The sequence below is a fragment of the Pseudomonas putida genome (assembly GCF_028682455.1).
Classification (GTDB): domain Bacteria; phylum Pseudomonadota; class Gammaproteobacteria; order Pseudomonadales; family Pseudomonadaceae; genus Aquipseudomonas; species Aquipseudomonas putida_AA.
The window spans coordinates 173823-192826 of sequence record NZ_JANHLD010000002.1; the positions used below are offsets into that span (position 1 = coordinate 173823).

A 19004-nucleotide genomic window follows, 5' to 3' on the forward strand; every position below is an offset into this window, starting at 1 on the left:
CGCCCGCTCCGTAAAAAGCCCGAGTATTGCTCGGGCTTTTTTGTGGGAGTTTTCCTGCAGGTTTTAGGAAGTTTCAAACGCAACTTTAGTCTGCATGTGTCGAGTACTTACTTTATGTTTAAGGACTTCGAAAAAGTGTACGGGTGCTGTGTGTAAATTAACCACTGAGTGAACGAAACTGCACGGGTTTTTTAACCTGTTCTGTATCTTTTAATCATCTGTCAACGCTCGATAATAGCGGGTCAATGTGTGCTCAGGGAGTGAGTGATGATCATGCGGAGTGTGGGTAGAGCGACTGGTAGCGGCGAGGCTGGGCGATTACGACGGGCCATGCGACTAAACAGGATGATTCGACGTCTTAAGCGAGCGTGGGAAGTTTCCTAAGGCTTTAAGTTGTTGCTCTGGGGCTTCTAGTTGGAAAATTAGCGGTCGCGATAACTTTCGGTCGGCTGTTACGGGTATTCAGGTGGTGTTATGGGCAGTATTCACGAACAAGCCATGCAATATATCTATCAGCAAGTGTTGCAACGCTTGCTCGAGCATTTGTCGCAGGCGCAGCGAGCCTCATTGCAGTTGTTGGTCCAGCGATTGATCGTCTCGGCCGGCGGAATTGAACGCGTAAAAGGCATGCGCCTTATGTTCGTGTTCGATGCCAGCCGAGCATCCACCCACGCCCTGGCCTGCCTGAGGGCTGCGCAATTGAGCATCGCCGCCCGCTCCCCCGGGACCTTTCAACTGCGCATCGTCACCGCCTGGCAGGCTGGAATGAGTGCCACGGCACGGGCAAACCTTGACGGGAGCTTCTCGGCGCTATTCCTGTACGACGACCCGCGCATCGAGCTGCTGGTCCTCGACGATCGCCAGCCACTACCCTTTGACAGTCGCCGCCTGCCCTCGCTCGACCAGCAACTAGCCGAACGCCAGGAGTGGCTGTTGTGTGGGCACGTCCTGGATGACCCGAGGGCAACCGTCAACTTTGCCAGCCACGGCTACCTGTACCTGGCTGAGCTCGCTTACCTGGCGTCGCATTGGGAGGGTGGGGTGGATGCGGTGATCAGCGCCGACACGCTATCGGATCGCAAGCGCTTTCTGGCCTGGAGCCGCCGGGCGCTGCGCCAGGCGAAGTTGTTGGGCGCGCGTCCACTGCATGCCTGTGCCAGTACCTTGCTGCACGGGCTCAGCGCATTGCGCCAGCGTTACCTGGATCAACTGCACGGGCGCCTGCAGGCGCAGCCCCATGAGATCGACCCTGGCCGGCCAGCATTGCGCTTTGTCACGATCGATGACCTGGTGTCGGATCGCGATTCGCCGGGTGAGCGACTCGATGGCTTCCTGGGCTTTCGTGTGGATGACCAGGTGTTTGCCTCGCCGCGTACCGGCCTGGCCAACCCGATGCTGTTGGCACATTTGCAAGGCCTGCGTGCCGAGTTTATGTGCAACAGCAGTTATGCCGAGGGCGTGGAGGACCATTTGCGCCAGGTGCGCGCGCTGATGCCGCGCAACGGGCTGTACAGTGCCTTGCTGGCCAATGCGCCGGCGCGCCGGCAGCGGGATGCCTTGAAACAGTGGCGCGCCGAGGCCATCGCCTTTGCCCTCAAGCACTACGGGCTGAGCGATGCGCAGCTGGTGTGCCTGGTGTTCGGTCCCATTGTGGCCCAGGGGCGACGCCTGGAGTTGTTCCTGCATCGATGTCATCCCGGCATGCTCGTGGCGTTGCCCTATTTGCACAAGGCCCTGCGCGCAGAGCCAGCCCCCGAGCCTGTGGCGCAATGGTTGGTGGACATCAGCGGCCTGCCGATGACACACCTGCAGAGGCTCTACCGCCAGGAGGCGGTGGCCGAGGGGCTGTTGTTCGGGTTGCAGTGTCGCGGCGCAGACCTGCGGCACCTGCAGGTACGTGCGCCGAACCTGGGCCTGGCCAGGGACGAGCAGCCTGGCGTGCATGGATGAAGCACGAGAACAACAGCCGATTTGCCTACCAGGCGGTCTATCGCTACCTGCTAGAGCTGATTGCCCAGATGGCACCGGGCAGCTACTGCAGGTTGCCTTCGTTGCGCGACCTGGCCCAGCGCCTGAATGTGTCGATCTCGACGGTCCAGTACGCCTATTCGCTGCTCGAACATGAAGGGCGGGTACAGTCGGTGCCCAAGTCCGGTTACTTTGCCTGTGGCCCGGAGAGTGGCATGCGGACGGGTACCGGGGGCGACTTGCTGCATGACCTGCAGCATCACGCCAACCGTCCGCGGATGCTGGTGCTCAGCAGCGGCCGGGGGCAGACATTACCCTCGCTGGAGGCAACGCTGCTGGGTACGGAGCGTCAGTTGTTGCGCCAGTATCCTCGGCCAGTGGCAAGCGTGCATCCCTGCGGGGAACTGGAACTGCGCACGGCATTGGCGGCCCGCTACACCCGTTCGGCGCAGTTGTACTGGAGCGCCGAGGACGTGTACCTGGCGGGCGACTTGCGCGCCTTGGTCGACATGCTGGTGGCGGCGCTGGAGCTGCATGGCTGCAGGGTACTGGTCACCACCCCGTGTTCCTGGCGACTGTTGCGGATCCTGAAATCCGCCGGCCTTCAGGTCCTCGAGCTGCCCCTTGGGGAGCGTGGCGAGGTGGACCTCGAGCAACTGGCCGCGGTGCTCGGCACAGGGGCGGTGCGCATGGTGATGATGGCCTCTCATTTGAATTGCCCCCAGGGCAGCGTGGTGTCAGACGAGCAGCGTCAGGGCATCGCCGAGCTGTTAGTGCGCCACGGTGTGTGGCTGCTGGAAAACGACCTGGATTTCGAATGGAGTTTCGACCGTCCCGCACAGTGCCTGCGCGAGCTGGTCGATCCCCAGCGCCTGCTAGTGATTTCCTCGCTCGAGCGTACCGTGGGCGCCGAGGCACCTTATGCCTATCTGCTGTCGCGCAACTGCCAGGCGCCGTTGCAGCGCGAGTTTCTGGCCCGCGACTTTCAATTGCCGCCGTTGCGCCAGCAAGCCGTGGCACGCTTGTATGCCAAGGGACGAATCGATGTGCATCTTGAGCAACTGCGCCTCTACCTGCGCGAGTCGGTGGCCCACTTGCACCGGCAGATGCAGGTGCAACTGGGCAACCAGTTGCACTTCCAGATGCCGGCCGGGGGCGCGACGGTGTGGGCGCAAGCGCGAGCACCGCTGGATACCCGGGCGCTGTTCCACCGCCTGCTCGATCAGGGCCTGGTGATTGCACCGGGCGAGTTGTTCAGCTTGCAGGGGCATTTTCGCCAGCACATGCGCCTGGGGTGGCCTTCTCGACAGCAAGGCGACCTGCAGGAGGGCTTGAGTGTGTTGCACCAGGAACTGCAGCGGGCTCAGAAGGCCAGGAGGTAGCGCAAGGTCAGTTGGTCACCCTCGGCACGGTTGCGTGCTCCCGACTCGCTGTAATAGTTGATGAACACGCTGTGGCCGCCGCTGCTGTAGCGCACGCCGGGGCCAAAACCGAACACCTGTTCCTTGGAATCGTGCTGGCGATGGCCGTCGATCCGGTCGGCACCGATCTGCTTGAGGTGGTAGCCGGCCAGCCCCACGCGCCAGTGATCGTCCACGGCATAGGACGCCGCGAAGTTGCTGTGCACGGCTTCACCCGGCTGGATGTCATCAGCCTGCAGGCCTTCGGCGGGGCTGTCGTTACGGCTGTTCCAGGCATAGTGGAGGCGCCCGCTGAACTCCAGGCGCTCGCTGGCCAGCCAGGTAAAGGCGTAGTGGGGGCTGAAGGTCCAGACGTTGCTGCCGGTATTGATCTGCGCGTTCTTGTCGTAGTCCCCGGTGGGCAGGGTGAAGACGAAGTTCAAGCGTTGCCAGAAAGGGCGGCCAAACAACGTTACCGGGTCCCATTGCAGCAGCAATGGGCTGACCACAAGGTCGCCCTGGCGGGTACGGGTGCCGCGCGGTCCGTTGTCGATGTCCAGGTCCAGGTGCACCAGCGGCAACAGCACTTCTGCGCCGTAGTAGGCACCGGCGATACGCTGTTCGCTGATATAGGCCAGGTGCGGCAACACAGTGGCACTGCGCACCCGTTGGCGGCCCGGCACCGAATGGCCGCCTGCATCGACGGCCTGGTTGCTGCGGTTGTACTGGATAGGCAACTCGAACAACGTGCCGGGGAGGGTGATGCCATCGAGGAAGCTGGTATTGCCCAGGGGCAAGGGAGGCAGGCTGACACTGTCGGCCTGGGCTTCAAGGCACAACAGGGGCCAGAGCAGGCCAAGGGAGGGCAGGTGGGCTGCACGCATGAAGGGGTCTCTTATGTTGGTATCGATCAAAGCAGGTTGAAGGGGTAGTCGAGGATCACTCGGTATTCGTCGGCACTGGCGTTGCCACGGGTGTTGCCGGGCGCGGTGTAGCCGTCGCCCGGGCGATGGCTGGCCCAGCGCAGGGTCAGGTTCAAGCCCTTGGCCGGGCCTTCGGGTACCGCGTAGCGCAGGGCGATGTCCCGTTCCCAGTGCTTGGCGTGCTTGCCATCGGGGTTATAGATGTAGCCATAGCCGGGGCTTGCCGGATCTACCCGGGTAAGGTCGGCCTCGCCACGGGTGTAGCCGAGACTGAGTTGCAGGTTGGGAGCATCCAGGGCCTGCAGGGCGGTCTGGTATTGCAACTTCCAGGATTTTTCGCCGGGGCCGTTGAAGTCGGCGTACTGCATGGCGTTGTTCAGGTACAGGAAGGTTCGATCGTTCTGGGCGAGAAAGTCGAAGGGCGTGCGGCTGTCTATTTTTTGCAGGCCCAGGCTGAACGATTGCGTGCCTCGGGCCAGGGTGAGGCCGGCGCTGTAGGCATCGTTGTCGATACTTCCCAGTTGGCTGCGTCCCTGGTCGCGGGTCTTGAAGTAGTGCAGGTACGGGGTCAGGCGCATTTCGTGCTGCAGGCTGAAAGTCTGGCTCAGGCCCAGGTAGTGCTGGTCCCAGAGGTCCTGGAGGCGACCGCTGTACCAGGTCAGGTTCAACGCCTGGGCCGCTCCGTAGGTAGCGCCCAGCCAGCCCATGTGTGCGCTTTCGCGATCCGGCGCGAGCCCTGCGCGGTTGCCGTTGCCATAGGCACTTTGCAAGTCGCTGTGGCCGCTCTGGTTGCGCAGTCGAGTCGACTCGACCCAGCCGGCATCGAACATCACCCGCTCGATACTGAAGTTCTTCACCGTCACCCCCCGATAGCTCTGGGGGAACAGGCGACTGCTGCCGCTGGCGATCAGCGGGTTCTCCAGCAACTGGTCGCCAACCTTGAGCAGGCTGTCGAAGGCACGGAACTTCAAGGCGGCGCCGGCGGCAGAGAACTCGTCTTCCAGGCGGCCGCGGTTGTCCAGTGGCATCAACCCGGCACCGCCGCTGCCGCCGCCACCATCGAGCTTCACGGCGCTGAAGCCATGCACATCCAGGCCCATGCCGACCAAGGTGTCGGTGTAGCCGGAGCGCAACGACAACAGCACGCCCTGCGCCCATTCACGCTGGTCACGGCGTGCCGGGGTGTGGTGGTTGTCGCGAGCGAAGTAGTAGTTGCGCAGCAGGCCGTTGAGGCTCGATCCACTGCCAAGGCCCGGCGCAATGGCCAGTTCGGCATGCTGGCGCTGGGTCAGGTCCAGGTTGATGTTGTCCCGTTGGCCCAGGGCGTTGTCCGCCAGGCTGGCGGTGGAGGCGCACGCCAGGCTGAAGAGGACTAGTGGCGATCGACAAGGGATGATTCGGTTCATCGGTCTTTAGCCCAGAATGTTGGCGCTGTCCCAGGAGTGGTACGGCGCCAGGTCATTGTGCTTCGCAAGTGGCGCGCTGATGCCGCTAGCCTGCGATGGTTGCTTGAACCGGGGTAGTCCGTGTGCTCGGTCCTCTGTGTTCCTCTTATGGAACGATGGTGCGCCGGTGCAAGGGCATCGTCGGTGTCATTGAAAGTAGTCGAGCAGGGGCTTTGGAGGGCGCCGACTGACGTGGGGCGGGTATGGCCCGATCAATGGTCGGTAGCCAGGTTGCCAACAGCAGGGTCTGTATGTATAACCAGTGCCATTGATACCTGCCAGCAGCCTTGCCGTGATTGCCCACTCCGTCGACGACCCGTTCTATTACCTCTGCAACTTCCAGCAGGTGCTCCGCTGGATCGGGCTGCGCTATGCCGATTTGCTGGATGACAGCGAGCACGCCTTCCTCGAGCGGTTTTCCGGACAGCCGCGGGCTGCCCAGGCGTTGCTGGTGCGCATGGTGATGCGCAAGGGTGAGTTGTTCCGCCCCAGCAAACTGGTCTATGCCGAAATCGGGCCGCCGTTGCAGGCGTTGCAACCTCTGCTTGAACAAGGCTGGGTGACAGACGACAGCCCCTTGAGCCTGGAGCAGTTGTTCCAGGTATTGCGCAAGGATGAAATCGCCAGCGGATTTGCCGCGCACCTGGTACGTCCCCGGGCGGCCAAGGCCGAGCTGTACGCCCAGTTGCAGCTCCTGGAACTGCCGCCCCAGCCCTTGCACGACTGGCTGCCGGGCTTTGACGAACCCATCATCGTGTTGCAGTTGCAGGCCCTGTGCGATCGGCTGCGCCTGCTGTTTTTCGGCAACCTCTACCAGGACTGGTCGGAGTTCGTCCTGGCCGACCTGGGTCTGCTGCGTTACGAGCAGGTGGCGTTCAGTGACGACTCCCGTGCCTTGCGCAAGCGTGGCGATATCGACATGGCCCTGGCCCTGCATCGCTGTGCCGAGCTGCTTGAGCAAGGTACGCCGGCGCAACAGGTGCTGGCGCAGGTGCAGGCGGTGAGCAGCGACAATCCCTGGTTGCTGCGCCGGCGCTCCCGCGTCTTGTACCAGCTGGGCCAGTACTGCGAACGCCTGGGCGACTGGGACCTGGCACTGCAGGCCTACCCTCATAGCCAGCACCCGCAAGCGCGCATTCGTCGTATCCGGGTACTCGAGCGCAGCGAGCAATGGGCCCAGGCTCATGCACTGGCCCTGGAGGTCGCCGGGCAACCGGCGGGCCCCATCGAGGCCCAGGCCCTGGCACGGATGCTGCCGCGCTTGCAGCGCAAGTTGGGCGGGCCACCGCAACCTCGGCGAAGCAAGCCGGCGGTTGGCCTCATCGAGCTGCAGTTGCCGCCGGAGCAGGCCGCCTTGGGTGTCGAGCAAGCGGTCCAGTTGCACTTGCAAGCGCAAGGCGGGCAGGTGCACTACGTGGAAAATACCCTGTTCAACAGCCTGTTCGGGCTGTTGTGCTGGGAAGCCATCTTTGCACCCCTGCCCGGGGCATTCTTCCACCCATTCCAGAGCGCGCCCCAAGATCTGCACGACCCCGAGTTCCAGGCACGGCGCGCCGGCCTGTTCGCCGACTGCCTGGCGCAGCTGGACGATGGCCGCTACCAGCAGACCATCCGTGGGCGCTACATCAGCAAACAAGGGCTGCAATCGCCCTTCGTCTACTGGCAGATGCTCAGCGACGGCTTGCTCGAGCAGGCCTTGGCCTGCCTCCCGGCACAGCACTTGAAGCAGTGTTTTATTCGCTTGCTCGACGATATCCAGACCAACCGTGCCGGCATGCCCGACCTGATCCAGTTCTGGCCCGAGCAACAGCGTTACCGGATGATCGAGGTCAAGGGGCCGGGTGATCGCTTGCAGGATAACCAACTGCGCTGGATAGACTTCTGCGCCGAGCACGGCCTGCCGGTCGAGGTGTGCCAGGTGCGCTGGGGCCCCGCGTCTCCATGACCTACTGTGTGGCGGTGCGGGCACTGTGCGAGTTCAGCGCCAAGGTCGGCGATCTGGATTTGCGATTCACCCCTTCGCCTACTGCCCAGGAAGGCATCAGCGGCCATCAGCGGGTGGTGGGCAGGCGCGGGCCCGACTATGAGGCGGAAATCAGCCTGGAAGGGCAGTTTGGCGCCTTGCAGGTACGGGGTAGGGCCGACGGCTACGATCCGCGGCTCAATCGCCTGGAAGAGATCAAGACCCACCGCGGTGACCTTGCCCGCCAGCCCGACAACCATCGCCAGTTGCACTGGGCGCAGGCCAGGGTCTACGGCTGGCTGTTGTGCCAGCAGCGCCAGCTTGCCGCTATCGACCTGGCGCTGGTGTACCTGGATGTGGACAGCGACACCCAGACCGTGATCGAACAACCTTGCAGCGCTGCCGAGCTGGAACGGTTCTTCAATCAGCTATGCGCTCGGTTTCTGCATTGGGCCGAGCAACAGCTGCAACGGGGGGCGCTGCGCGATAGTGGGCTGCAAGCGCTGACCTTTCCCCACGGGCACTTGCGGCGCGGCCAGCGTGAACTGGCCGAAACCGTGTACAAGGCCGTCAGCACCGGCCACTGCCTGATGGCCCAGGCCACCACCGGCATTGGCAAGACCCTCGGTACCCTGTTTCCGTTGCTCAAGGCCGTGGTGCCGCAGCAGTTGGACAAAATCTACTTCCTCACCGCCAAGACGCCCGGGCGTGCCCTGGCGCTGGAAGCCCTGCAGCAAGTCCACGCCAGCGCCCCGGACCTCGCACTGCGCAGCCTGGAACTGGTCGCCAGGGACAAGGCCTGTGAGTTTCCCGGGACGGCCTGCCACGGCGAGGCCTGCCCCTTGGCCAAAGGCTTCTACGATCGGTTGCCAGCCGCACGCCAGGCCGCACAGGCGGTGGCGATCCTCGACAAGGCTGCCGTGCGCGAGATCGCCCTGGCCCATCAGGTGTGCCCCTACTACCTGGGCCAGGAAATGGCGCGCTGGGTCGATGTGCTGGTGGCCGACTACAACTACTACTTCGACCAGAGTGCCTTGCTCCATGGCCTGGCCCAGGTCAACCAGTGGCGCCTGGCAGTGCTGGTGGACGAGGCCCATAACCTGGTAGAGCGGGCACGGCAGATGTACAGCGCCAGCCTCGACCAGTGGCAACTGCACAGCCTGCGGCGCAGCAAGCCGGCCGGCATCGGCAACGCGCTGGACCGTCTCAATCGCCAGTGGAACGCCCTGCACAAGACGCAGGTGGCGCCGTATCGGGTGGTCGAAGAGTTGCCTGAGGCCTTTCTCAAGGCGCTGCAGCAGTGCATTGGCCAGATCCAGGAGCAACTGAACCAGCAACCTGCCGGTATCGACCCGGCGGTGCTGCAGTTCTTCTTTCAGGCGTTGCAGTTCGTGCGGGTCAGCGAGCTGTATGGCGAACACTTTCTGTTCGACATCAGCAAGCGCGAAGGGCCGGGCAAGCGCAGCCTGTCTACCTTGTGCCTGCGCAATGTGGTACCGGCCGCGCAGATCGGGCCGCGCATGGCGGCGGCGCGCAGTGTCACGCTGTTTTCCGCGACCCTGGGGCCCCGGCGCTATTACGCCGACCTGCTGGGCATGCCGACGGACACCGGGTGGCTGGAGGTTGCCTCGCCTTTCGCGGCCGAGCAGTTGAGCGTGCAGGTGGTGAGCCAGGTCTCGACTCGCTACCAGCACCGCGCGGCTTCACTGGCCCCCATCGTCGAGCTGATCGCCGCCCAGTATGCCGCCGAGCCGGGTAACTATCTGGCCTTCTTCAGCAGCTTTGACTACCTGCAGCAAGTGGCTGATTTACTGGCAAAAACGCATCCACAGGTGGTGCAGTGGCGCCAGGCCCCGGGCATGGATGAAGGGCAGCGCCAGGCGTTCCTCGAGCGTTTTGTGGCGAACGGGCGCGGGGTAGGGTTCGCGGTGCTGGGCGGTGCCTTTGCCGAAGGGGACGACTTGCCGGGTACGCGCCTGATCGGTGCCTTCGTCGCCACCCTCGGCCTGCCCCAGGTCAACCCGGTGAACGAGCAGATCAAGCAGCGCATGGCGACCCTGTTCGGCGCCGGGTTCGATTACACCTACCTGTACCCCGGCGTGCAGAAGGTGATCCAGGCGGCCGGCCGGGTGATTCGGGGTACCGATGACCGGGGCACGGTGATGCTCATTGACGACCGCTTCGCCGAGTCTCGTGTGCAACAGATGTTCCCGGGTTGGTGGGCGCCTCAACAGAAATAATCGCAGTGGCCGGGAGCATTGGCGTCGCGTGCCGGTCAAAGTGCCAGTAAACTCTGTGATTTTATTTCCCTGAACATCCTTCCTTGAGGTTCTGCATGACGCTCAGTTCTTTGGCGGGCAAGCCGGCTCCGGCTTCCGTGCTGGTGGATATCCCACGCCTGTTGACCGCCTACTACACCGGCCAGCCGGATGCCAGCATCGCTACCCAGCGGGTTGCGTTCGGTACCTCCGGGCACCGGGGCAGCTCGTTGGATCTGAGTTTCAACGAGCACCATGTGCTGGCAATCAGCCAGGCCATATGCCTGTACCGCCAGAGCAAAGGAATTGACGGGCCGCTGTTCATCGGCGCCGATACCCACGCCTTGTCGAACCCGGCCGCCGCCAGTGCGCTGCAGGTCATGGCGGCCAATGGTGTTCAGGTGATGTTGTCCAAGGACGACGAGTACACCCCGACGCCGGCGGTATCCCATGCGATCATTTGTTACAACCGTGGGCGCAGCAGCGGCCTGGCCGACGGTATCGTCATCACCCCGTCGCACAACCCACCTCAAAGCGGTGGCTTCAAGTACAACCCGCCCAATGGCGGCCCGGCCGACAGCGATGTCACCAAGTGGATCGAAGCCAAGGCCAACGAGCTGCTGGCCGCGGGCCTGAATGGCGTCAAGCGCATGGACCACGAGCAGGCCCTGGCGGCCAGCACGACCCATCGCCACGACTACATGGGCAACTACGTCGCCGACCTTGAAAACGTCATCGACTTCGACGTGATCCGCAGTGCCAACCTGCGCCTGGGTGTCGATCCGCTGGGCGGGGCCGGGGTGCGCTACTGGTCGGCGATTGCCGAGCATTACAAGCTCAACCTGGAAGTGGTCAATACCGAGGTCGATCCGACCTTCCGCTTCATGTGCGTCGACTGGGACGGGCAGATCCGCATGGATCCGTCTTCGCCCTACGCCATGCAGGGCTTGATCGGCCTGCGCGAGCGTTTCGACGTGGCTTTTGCCTGCGACCCGGACCATGACCGCCACGGCATCGTGACCCCGAGCGGCCTGCTGGCCCCCAACAACTACCTGGCCGTGGCCATCGACTACCTGTTCCAGCACCGTCCGCAATGGCGCAGCGACGCTGCCGTGGGCAAGACCGTGGTCAGCAGCGGCCTGATCGACCGGGTTACTGCACGCCTGGGTCGACGCCTGCATGAAGTACCGGTGGGCTTCAAGTTCTTCGCCGATGGCCTGTTCGACGGCAGCCTGGGCTTTGGTGGCGAGGAGAGTGCCGGTGCGTCGTTCCTGCGCAAGGATGGCAGCGTCTGGACCACCGACAAGGACGGCCTGATCCCGGCCTTGCTGGCCGCAGAAATCACCGCGCGTACCGGCCGCGACCCAAGCCAGGCCTACGCCGAGCTGACCGCTGAACTGGGCGAGCCCTTTGCCACCCGCGTCGAGGCCAAGGCCAACCCGCAGCAAAAGGCCCTGCTGAGCAAGCTGGCACCGGAGCAGGTCAAGTCGACCTCTTTGGCCGGTGAGCCGATCGAACAGATCCTCAGCCATGCGCCGGGTAACAACCAGGCCATTGGCGGCCTGAAAGTGATGACCGCCAACGGCTGGTTTGCCGCGCGGCCATCGGGCACCGAGGATATCTACAAGATCTATGCGGAAAGCTTCGTGGACGAAGCGCACCTGCAGCGGTTGGTGGCCGAGGCGCAGGCGCTGGTTGATGAGGCGATTGCCTAAGCGCTGAAAAAGCATCGCGGGGCGAGCCCGCTCCTACCGGGTAGGAGCGGGCTCGCCCCGCGATCAGGTCTCAAGCGACATCCACCAGCACCACCTCGCTGTCTTCCAGCGCCGTCACCTTGAGCACCTGCTCATCCTCGATCGCCATCCCGTCCCGGGCCTCGGCGCGCAGTCCATTGACCTCGACCAACCCTTTGGCAGGCACCAGATAACCGCGACGACCGGCTTCGAAGCTGTACTCGGCCGTTTCCCCGGCGTGCAGGGTCGCCGCCACCAGGCGGGCATCGGCACGGATGCGCAAGCTGTCTTCATCGCCTTCCCGGCCGCTGGCCAGGGTGACGAACCCTTCACCGCGCTCGCCCTTGGGGAAGGGGCGAGTACCCCAGGACGGCGCTTGTCCGACCCGCTCCGGCACGATCCAGATCTGGAAGATCCGCGTATCGACCTTTTCCAGGTTGTACTCGGCATGGGTGATACCGGTGCCGGCACTCATCACCTGAACATCGCCAGCCTCGGTACGGCCTTTGTTGCCCAAGTTGTCCTGGTGGCTGATAGCGCCTTCGCGCACATAGGTGATGATTTCCATGTCGCGGTGCGGGTGTGGCGGGAAGCCACTGCCAGCGGCAATCAGGTCATCGTTCCAGACCCGCAGGTTGCCCCAGTTCATCCGTTGCGGGTCGTAGTACTCGGCAAAGGAGAAGTGATGGTGGGCGTCGAGCCAGCCATGGTTGGCGTGGCCAAGGCTCTTGAAGGGGCGCAGTTGCAGCATGATGGGCTCTCCTGGTGAGTCGTTTGATGGGAGGATCATCGCTGAATCTATAATCGAAAATAAGCGTAAATTTCGACTGATTCTTATCGGATTATTAGATGCTGATAGCTAGCGTGGTTTATGCGCTTCATCGTCTAATTAGCTGATCTTCAAGCAATCAGCTGGTGATTTTTGTTCATTGGAGCGAACATGCGTGCTGGATTATTTGTGTTGGAGTCGGTGTGTCTGAAGAGCGTCCCAAGCTACCCCCGGAGTTGACTCCCCCTGCGCAGTTACCCTGGATCAGACGTCTGGCGGCGCGCGTGCTCGGCCGCGGACTGAGCCGGCTACAGGCCCAGCACCGCGACTCCTGGTTCCAGGGCCACGCCAGCGGCCAGCGCACCGGGCATGCCGATGGCCTGCGCGAGGGCTACGAAGAAGGGCGGGTGGATGGTTATGAGGCCGGGCGCCAAGTGCTGGTGATCCGAGACACTCGCCCCGAGGGCCACGGCGTGCCGGGGCAGGACGACTGCCTGTTCGACGACTGGCGACTGCCATTGACCGCCGAGCTTAAAAAACGCTTCAAGGGCGATGTCGCCCAACGCCTGCCGGCCCACGCCCAGCCAAGCGCCGCGCAGTGGAAGATGATCTTCAGTGACACCCCCTCCACCTGCGTGATCGCCGGGGCTGGTGCCGGCAAGTCGACCTCGCTGGTGCTGCGTATTCTCTTGCTGCGCCATTACCTGGGCTTCGAGTTGGACGCCATGACCGTGGTGACCTTCACCCGTGAATCGCGCAAGGATTTCATCGCCCGCCTGGTCCAGGTGTTCGGCCTCTGGCAACTGCAGCTGAGCCCGCCCCAGGCACGTGAGCTGGTGCGCACTTTCCACTCGCGCATCTTGCCGCTGGTGCGAAGTTTGCCGGGCTTCAGCCAGGTGCGTGCCTTCGAGACCCTCGGCAGTGAAATGCCCAGCGGCAGCGAAGCCAGCGCCGAGAGCAACCCCTTTGACCTGCGTATCAACGACGCCCAGCGCCAGCAATTGAACCTGTGCTACCGCGACCTGCTCAAAAGCAGTCCGCGTTTTGCCGAGCTCATCGCTGGCCTGCGCCGCGAAGCCCTGCAGCTCAAGGCCCTGGATCGCGACCATCCGGATGTGCAAAAGCGCGTGGCGGTGACGCAATTGTCCGCCAGCCGCGACGAAGAACTGTGCGACACCCTCGAAGACCTCTGGTTTGCCGCCGGTGCCTGGCCAATCAAGGGCATCGAACCGAGCCGCGAGACGGTGGAGATCAACGGCAGCCGTTTTCACTTCCACGGCCATATCAAGGAACTGGATGCCTGGGTCGTGCTGGGCTTCGACCCGGGTGAAAACCAGCAGTACAAGCGCCCTGGCGCCAAGCTTCCGGTCTGGGCCGAGTGGGTGATAAAGCGCACCCTATTTCAAGCTTTCTGCGATAAGCCTGTGATTTGGCTGGAAAATTATGCTGCGGCCAAGCGCCTGACCACCTCCTTGGCCGGCGATGCCGTGGCCGGGCCAGGCTTTGACTACAAGATCAAGGGTGAGCTGTCGGCTGCCCCCTTGCTTGATGCTTTCGTCGGCGCCGCAGGCTTTATCGAAAACCTCGGGCTCGAAGTGAGCAAGGCGGTAGGAGCCATGAGCTTCCCCGCCGGTGACAGCGACGCGCTGTTCTTCGAGTCCTTGAGCCTGTACTGGAAGGCGCTGGAGGCGCACCTGCTCGGGCAGTCGCCGCCGATCATGAGCTACAACCGCATGTTCGCGCTGTTCGGTGAGAACAACCCCGAGAACCTGCACTTGCTGCCCGACCCCTTGTTGCGTCCGCTGGCGCACCTGATGATCGATGAATTCCAGGATGTCTCGCCGCAGATCGTCTCCTGGCTGCGCGCCTGCCTGCGCGAGATCCGCCGCCGCGGCCCGGCCTTGAATATCGGACGGGCTGCCCAGCATTCCTCGCTGCTGTGCGTGGGAGATGACTGGCAATCGATCTATGGCTGGCGCGGCAGCTCGCCCAAGTACTTCATGGAGTTCACCAAGGAGTTCGTTTCGCCCAGCAACACCCGAGTTATGCTCGCCGACAATTACCGCAGCCACCAGCACATCATCGATGCGGCTGAACACATCGTGAAGCCCGCGCCCGCGATCAGCGGCAAAAAAGCCAGGGCCTGCGGGCAGGCGGCCGAGGAACCGCTGCCTGTCAAAGTTCTCGAACGTGACGAAGCAGCCTTGGCGCAGACCTTGATGGAGCACTACAGGCGTGGTGAGTCGGTGATGATGTTGTTTCGAAAAAGTAGCGATAAGTCGTTGATATCAGAGCATATACAGCCGCTGATCAACCATGAGGCTGGGCTGCCTGCGAGCCAGCGACGCTTCCGACAACTGACTTACCATAGTGCCAAGGGCTTGCAGGCGGATGCCGTGTTCATGCTGGGCGACTGCCAGCACCTGACCAGTTCGCCCTACAAGAACCAGGTCTATCGCCAGGCCGGGTTGGGGCGCAACGGTGATCCGTTGGCCTTCGACAATGCCCAGAAGGATGAAGTACTGCGCTTGGCTTATGTCGCCATTACCCGGGCGGCGAAACACTGCTACTGGTACGTGGAAACGCCGACGGGGGATGCGGCCAACCTGCCTCGGGCATCGAGCCAGGTGGATGGGCGCAAGGCGTTTTTCGAAGACGGGCGCGAGAGCCGTGTGAAATGAGCGGTCAGCTGACAGCGCGTACGATTCGCGTTGACGAGTGAAGTCATCAACTGCGCAAGAAGTTGCGCACCAAAATGTGGATAACCCTGTGAATACATTGCTACGGGCCTTTTAAACCGTCATGTACAGGCGAGTGCGCAAGAAGTTGCACACCACTGCGCAACTTCTTGCGCACTTTTACCGTGTTTTTGGTCGAATTTTAGCCAGTTTTTGATTGAGGCATTTATAAGTCATTGATTTTTATGTGCTGGCACAACCCTTGCCAACCTGGAAGTACCCGTAAGGCAATTTTGCCCTCTCGGGTCTCTATTTTCAGCAAGGAGCTACATCATGGCTACGCCCGCATACATGTCCATCACTGGCACCAAACAAGGCTTGATTACCGCTGGTGCGTTCACAGCCGATTCGGTCGGCAATACTTACCAGGAGGGCCATGAAGACCAGGTCATGGTTCAGGGTTTCGAGCACGAGGTCATCATTCCGCGTGACCCGCAGTCTGGTCAGCCTACCGGTCAACGCATTCACAAACCGGTGAAAATCACCAAAGTGTTCGACAAGGCCTCGCCGCTGCTGCTGGCCGCGCTGACGTCAGGTGAGCGTCTGACCAAGATCGAAATCCAGTGGTACCGCACATCGGCTGCCGGTACCCAGGAGCACTACTACACCACCGTTCTGGAAGACGCGATCATCGTCGATATCAAAGACTACATGCGCAACTGCCAGGACCCGGCAAACACCCACTTCACCCACCTCGAAGACGTCGAATTCACCTACCGCAAAATCACCTGGACCCATGAAATATCGGGTACTTCCGGTTCCGATGACTGGCGTGTGCCCGTCGCGGGCTAAGGCTTAACGACCGTCACAACACGTGGGACCAACGTAGAAGTTGGCCCGCGTGTTGTGCCAGTCATTCCCAACGCGAATGTCCAATGAGGCTCACGCTTCATTGGACCGCCCAGCATAAGGAAAAGCCTATGTTCGCCTCGGCCAACACTGCGCATTTCGAGCTGCAAATTCCCGCTGTACGTCACGACTTCAAGGTGCTGGCCTTTGCAGGCAGCGAAACCCTCAGCACGCTGTACGCGATACGCATTGACGTGGTCAGTGAGTACGCCGACTTTGACGTGGAGGGCCTGCTCGGCCAACCCGCATTTCTACGTTTTGGCCTCGACGGCGAAGGCTTGCACGGGCATATCGAAGAGGTAGAGGCGGGCGAACCCGGCACCCGCCTGACGCGTTATCAACTGGTCCTGGTACCGGCGCTGCACTACCTGCAGTTCAGTCACGACCAGCGGATTTTCCAGCAGCAGAGCGTGCCGCAGATCATCACCCAGGTTCTCCAGGGGCAGGGTATCCAGGCCGATGCGTTCGTCTTCAAGGTCGACCCCGTCCCCCACGCGAGTACTGCACGCAGTACGGCGAAAGCAATTTCGACTTCGTACGCCGGCTGTGCGCCGAAGAAGGTATCGCCTGGCACCACCAGCACAGCCCGGACGGCCACCTGCTGGTGTTCACCAACCACCCGATGTATTTCCCCTGCCTAGGCACAACGCCCTACCAGCAAGACACCGCCATGGTCGCCGACCATCCGGTGGTCAGCCAGTTTTCCCAGCGCTTGAGCACCCGCACCAGCGCGGTGAGCCGACGCGACTATGACTTCAAGCGCCCCAGGCTGCTGCTGCAAAGCCAGGCAAACAGTGCCTTCTTCCCGCGGCTTGAAGACTACCGCTACCCGTTGTTGCAAGCGTCGCGAAAGCACGGCGAGCAATTGGCCAACGAGGCGCTGGAGCGCCACCGCAGCGACTACCTGGTGAGCGAAGGCAAAAGCGACCAGCCTGCGCTGCGCAGCGGCCACTATTTCGACCTGAGCGAACATCCGCGCCCGTCGTGCAACGCGCGCTGGCTATTGCTCAGCGTCAGCCACGAAGGTAAACAGCCGCAAGTGCTCGAGGAGTCCACCCCAGCGACCGCCCGGCAGCCGACGGCTTCACCCAGGGCTACCGCAACCACTTCAGCGCCATCCCCTGGGACGTGTTCTACCGCCCCCGCTGGTCACCCGGCAGTCGCCGCTGGTGGCCCAGACGGCGCGGGTTTGCGGGCCGGCTGGCGAGGAGATCTTCTGTGACGAGTACGGCCGGGTAAAAGTCGAGTTTCCTGGGACCGCGCCGGGCTTGGCAGCGACAAGAGCAGTTGCTGGCTGCGGGTGTCCTCCGCTTGGGCCGGCGAGCAGTTTGGCGCGGTGACCGTGCCGCGGGTGGGCATGGAAGTGCTGGTGACCTTCCTTGAGGGCGACCCGGACCGGCCGCTGATTACCGGTTGCGTACCCAACAAGGTCAACGCGGTGCCGTACCCGTTGCCGGCGAACAAGACCAAAACCGTGTTGCGCAGCCAAAGCTCGCCCGCCAATGGTGGCTACAACGAGTTGATGATCGAGGACCGCAGCGGCCAGGAATTGATCGCCCTGCATGCCCAGCGCGACATGCAGCAAACCATCACCCACGACAGCCGCCTGGACGTCGGCAACGAGCGCCGCGAAACCATCAAGGGCAACAGCATCGCGGTGCTGGAAGCCGAAGAGCAACGCACGGTAACCGGCGATCGCAAGGTCGAACTCAAGGCCAGCGACTATCTGCACGTCTCCAACAGTAGCCATACCCAGGTTGGGCAAACGTTGGTGGTCGAAGCCGGCCAGCAGGTGCACTTCAAGGCAGGGGCCAGCCTGGTCCTCGATGCCGGTGCCAGCATTAGCTTGACAGCGGGTGGCCAGCATCTGGTGATCGGGCCTGGCGGTATCTTCAGCAGTACTGAAGTACAGACGGGTGGGGCACCTGTTGCGGGCAGCGCTGCCGCACCGATATTGCCTGGAATGCTTGAAGGCACACCGTTACCCCCCGTATTGCCGCTGCCAGGGGGCGAGTCCTACCAACAGCAAGCCGCAACGGGCTCACTATTGCCGACAGCGTGTTGTGCGCACGTTGCCTCTGGGGAGTGCCCGATTCATCCGTCGGGTAAAACAGCATGATCAAATCCATCGCCTCTGCGTTCCAAACGCCCGCTGCGCCGGGTGTCCTGTGTGTGATTGTCGATGCCAGCTTCGATCCACAGCTACAGCTGCGTATTGATCAAAGCCTTGAACAGGGTGTTACACGCTCCGTCGCCCTCTTCAACGACACGCCTTATGTAGCCCTGCAAGCCGTAGGGCCTATTGCCTTGCTGTGCCCGACAACCGGTGGGTTGATGGATCACCTGAGCACGCTGTTCGAGCGAACCGACGCCGGGTGCGTGGCCTACATGAAGAATGAATATGCCTTCGAACAAGTCGTGACCCATTGGCGCAGTTTGCTCACCGTCAGCACCGATGACGGGCCGACGCGGATGTTCCGCTTTTTTGATCCACGCTGGCTGGAGCCGTTGTTGAACAGCCTGGATGAGGCCGAACGCTGGCAGTTCCTCGGGCCGATCACCGACCTTGCCTGGCGCAACGAACTGGGCTGGCGGCACCAGGCAAATCCGCGGGCAACCCTCAACACCGAGGTTAAAGACCCTGGCTGGCTGCACCTCGACAGGCAGCGCCAGAACGCAATGGATCATCACCGCTTGCAGGTACAGGCCGCACAACTCGCGCAGCATTACCGCAGTGCATTGCCTATGCCACAAGCAGAAACGTTCGTGTACGAACAACTGCTCGCGGCGCGCCAGGCAGGGTACCTGGAAATTGTCGAACAAGAGCGCTGGTTACGCCTGGCACTGCGTCATGGCGATGGCTTCTGGGAACGTTCCCCCTTCGCCCAATTGCTGCAAAGCGAAGACCAGAGCCTTGACCAAAAGCTGGTCGGGCTCGAGCAACTCTGAATTACAAGG

General features: G+C 62.5%; 11 protein-coding genes and 1 pseudogene. 9 read left to right on the forward strand and 3 right to left on the reverse strand.

What is annotated here, in order from left to right; translation table 11 throughout:
* Positions 1-498 precede the first annotated feature (498 nt).
* A complete protein-coding gene (locus tag NPS58_RS11575; protein WP_274115489.1) occupies positions 499-1950 on the forward strand; it encodes a hypothetical protein in 1452 nt (483 codons plus the stop codon).
* Positions 1947-3350, forward strand: a complete 1404-nt coding sequence (locus tag NPS58_RS11580) for a PLP-dependent aminotransferase family protein (RefSeq protein ID WP_274115490.1) — start codon at positions 1947-1949, stop codon at positions 3348-3350. The genes NPS58_RS11575 and NPS58_RS11580 overlap by 4 nt, the downstream gene beginning before the upstream one ends.
* Here NPS58_RS11580 and NPS58_RS11585 read toward each other — a convergent pair.
* Positions 3332-4252: a SphA family protein gene (locus tag NPS58_RS11585; protein ID WP_274115491.1), complete on the reverse strand. Its 921-nt coding sequence runs from the start codon at positions 4250-4252 to the stop codon at positions 3332-3334. The two genes, NPS58_RS11580 and NPS58_RS11585, sit on opposite strands and share 19 nt — an antisense overlap.
* A 26-nt stretch (positions 4253-4278) precedes the next feature.
* The gene (locus NPS58_RS11590) at positions 4279-5697 is read right to left on the reverse strand and encodes an OprD family outer membrane porin (RefSeq protein ID WP_274115492.1); all 1419 of its coding nucleotides are present in this window, start codon (positions 5695-5697) and stop codon (positions 4279-4281) included.
* A gap of 331 nt (positions 5698-6028) precedes the next feature.
* Between NPS58_RS11590 and NPS58_RS11595 the strand changes: the two genes are divergently transcribed.
* From NPS58_RS11595 to pgm, 3 genes are all read left to right on the forward strand, one after another.
* A complete protein-coding gene (locus NPS58_RS11595; protein WP_274115493.1) occupies positions 6029-7681 on the forward strand; it encodes a VRR-NUC domain-containing protein in 1653 nt (550 codons plus the stop codon).
* Entirely contained in the window at positions 7678-9939 is a 2262-nt protein-coding gene (locus NPS58_RS11600) for an ATP-dependent DNA helicase (RefSeq protein ID WP_274115494.1), read from the forward strand. Before NPS58_RS11595 ends, NPS58_RS11600 begins: the two co-directional genes overlap by 4 nt.
* A gap of 95 nt (positions 9940-10034) precedes the next feature.
* Positions 10035-11672: a phosphoglucomutase (alpha-D-glucose-1,6-bisphosphate-dependent) gene (pgm, locus tag NPS58_RS11605; RefSeq protein ID WP_274115495.1), complete on the forward strand. Its 1638-nt coding sequence runs from the start codon at positions 10035-10037 to the stop codon at positions 11670-11672.
* Between the two features lie 70 nt (positions 11673-11742).
* Here the strand turns inward: pgm and NPS58_RS11610 are convergent, their stop codons facing one another.
* Complete coding sequence (locus tag NPS58_RS11610; protein ID WP_274115496.1) at positions 11743-12441, reverse strand: pirin family protein; 699 nt, start codon at positions 12439-12441, stop codon at positions 11743-11745.
* 221 nt (positions 12442-12662) lie between these two features.
* On the opposite strand from NPS58_RS11610, the gene NPS58_RS11615 reads away from it, so the two are divergent.
* From NPS58_RS11615 to NPS58_RS11630, 4 genes and pseudogenes are all read left to right on the forward strand, one after another.
* Positions 12663-15140, forward strand: coding sequence for a UvrD-helicase domain-containing protein (locus NPS58_RS11615; RefSeq protein ID WP_274115497.1), 2478 nt, complete (start codon positions 12663-12665; stop codon positions 15138-15140).
* 330 nt (positions 15141-15470) lie between these two features.
* Positions 15471-15989, forward strand: coding sequence for an Hcp family type VI secretion system effector (locus tag NPS58_RS11620; RefSeq protein WP_274115498.1), 519 nt, complete (start codon positions 15471-15473; stop codon positions 15987-15989).
* 128 nt (positions 15990-16117) lie between these two features.
* Positions 16118-18165, forward strand: a pseudogene (locus NPS58_RS11625) (type VI secretion system tip protein VgrG).
* Positions 18162-18995 carry a DUF4123 domain-containing protein gene (locus NPS58_RS11630; RefSeq protein WP_274115499.1) on the forward strand — a complete coding sequence of 278 codons (834 nt, stop codon included), beginning with the start codon at positions 18162-18164 and terminating at the stop codon, positions 18993-18995. The pseudogene NPS58_RS11625 and the gene NPS58_RS11630 overlap by 4 nt, the downstream one beginning before the upstream one ends.
* The last annotated feature ends 9 nt before the right edge of the window (positions 18996-19004 follow it).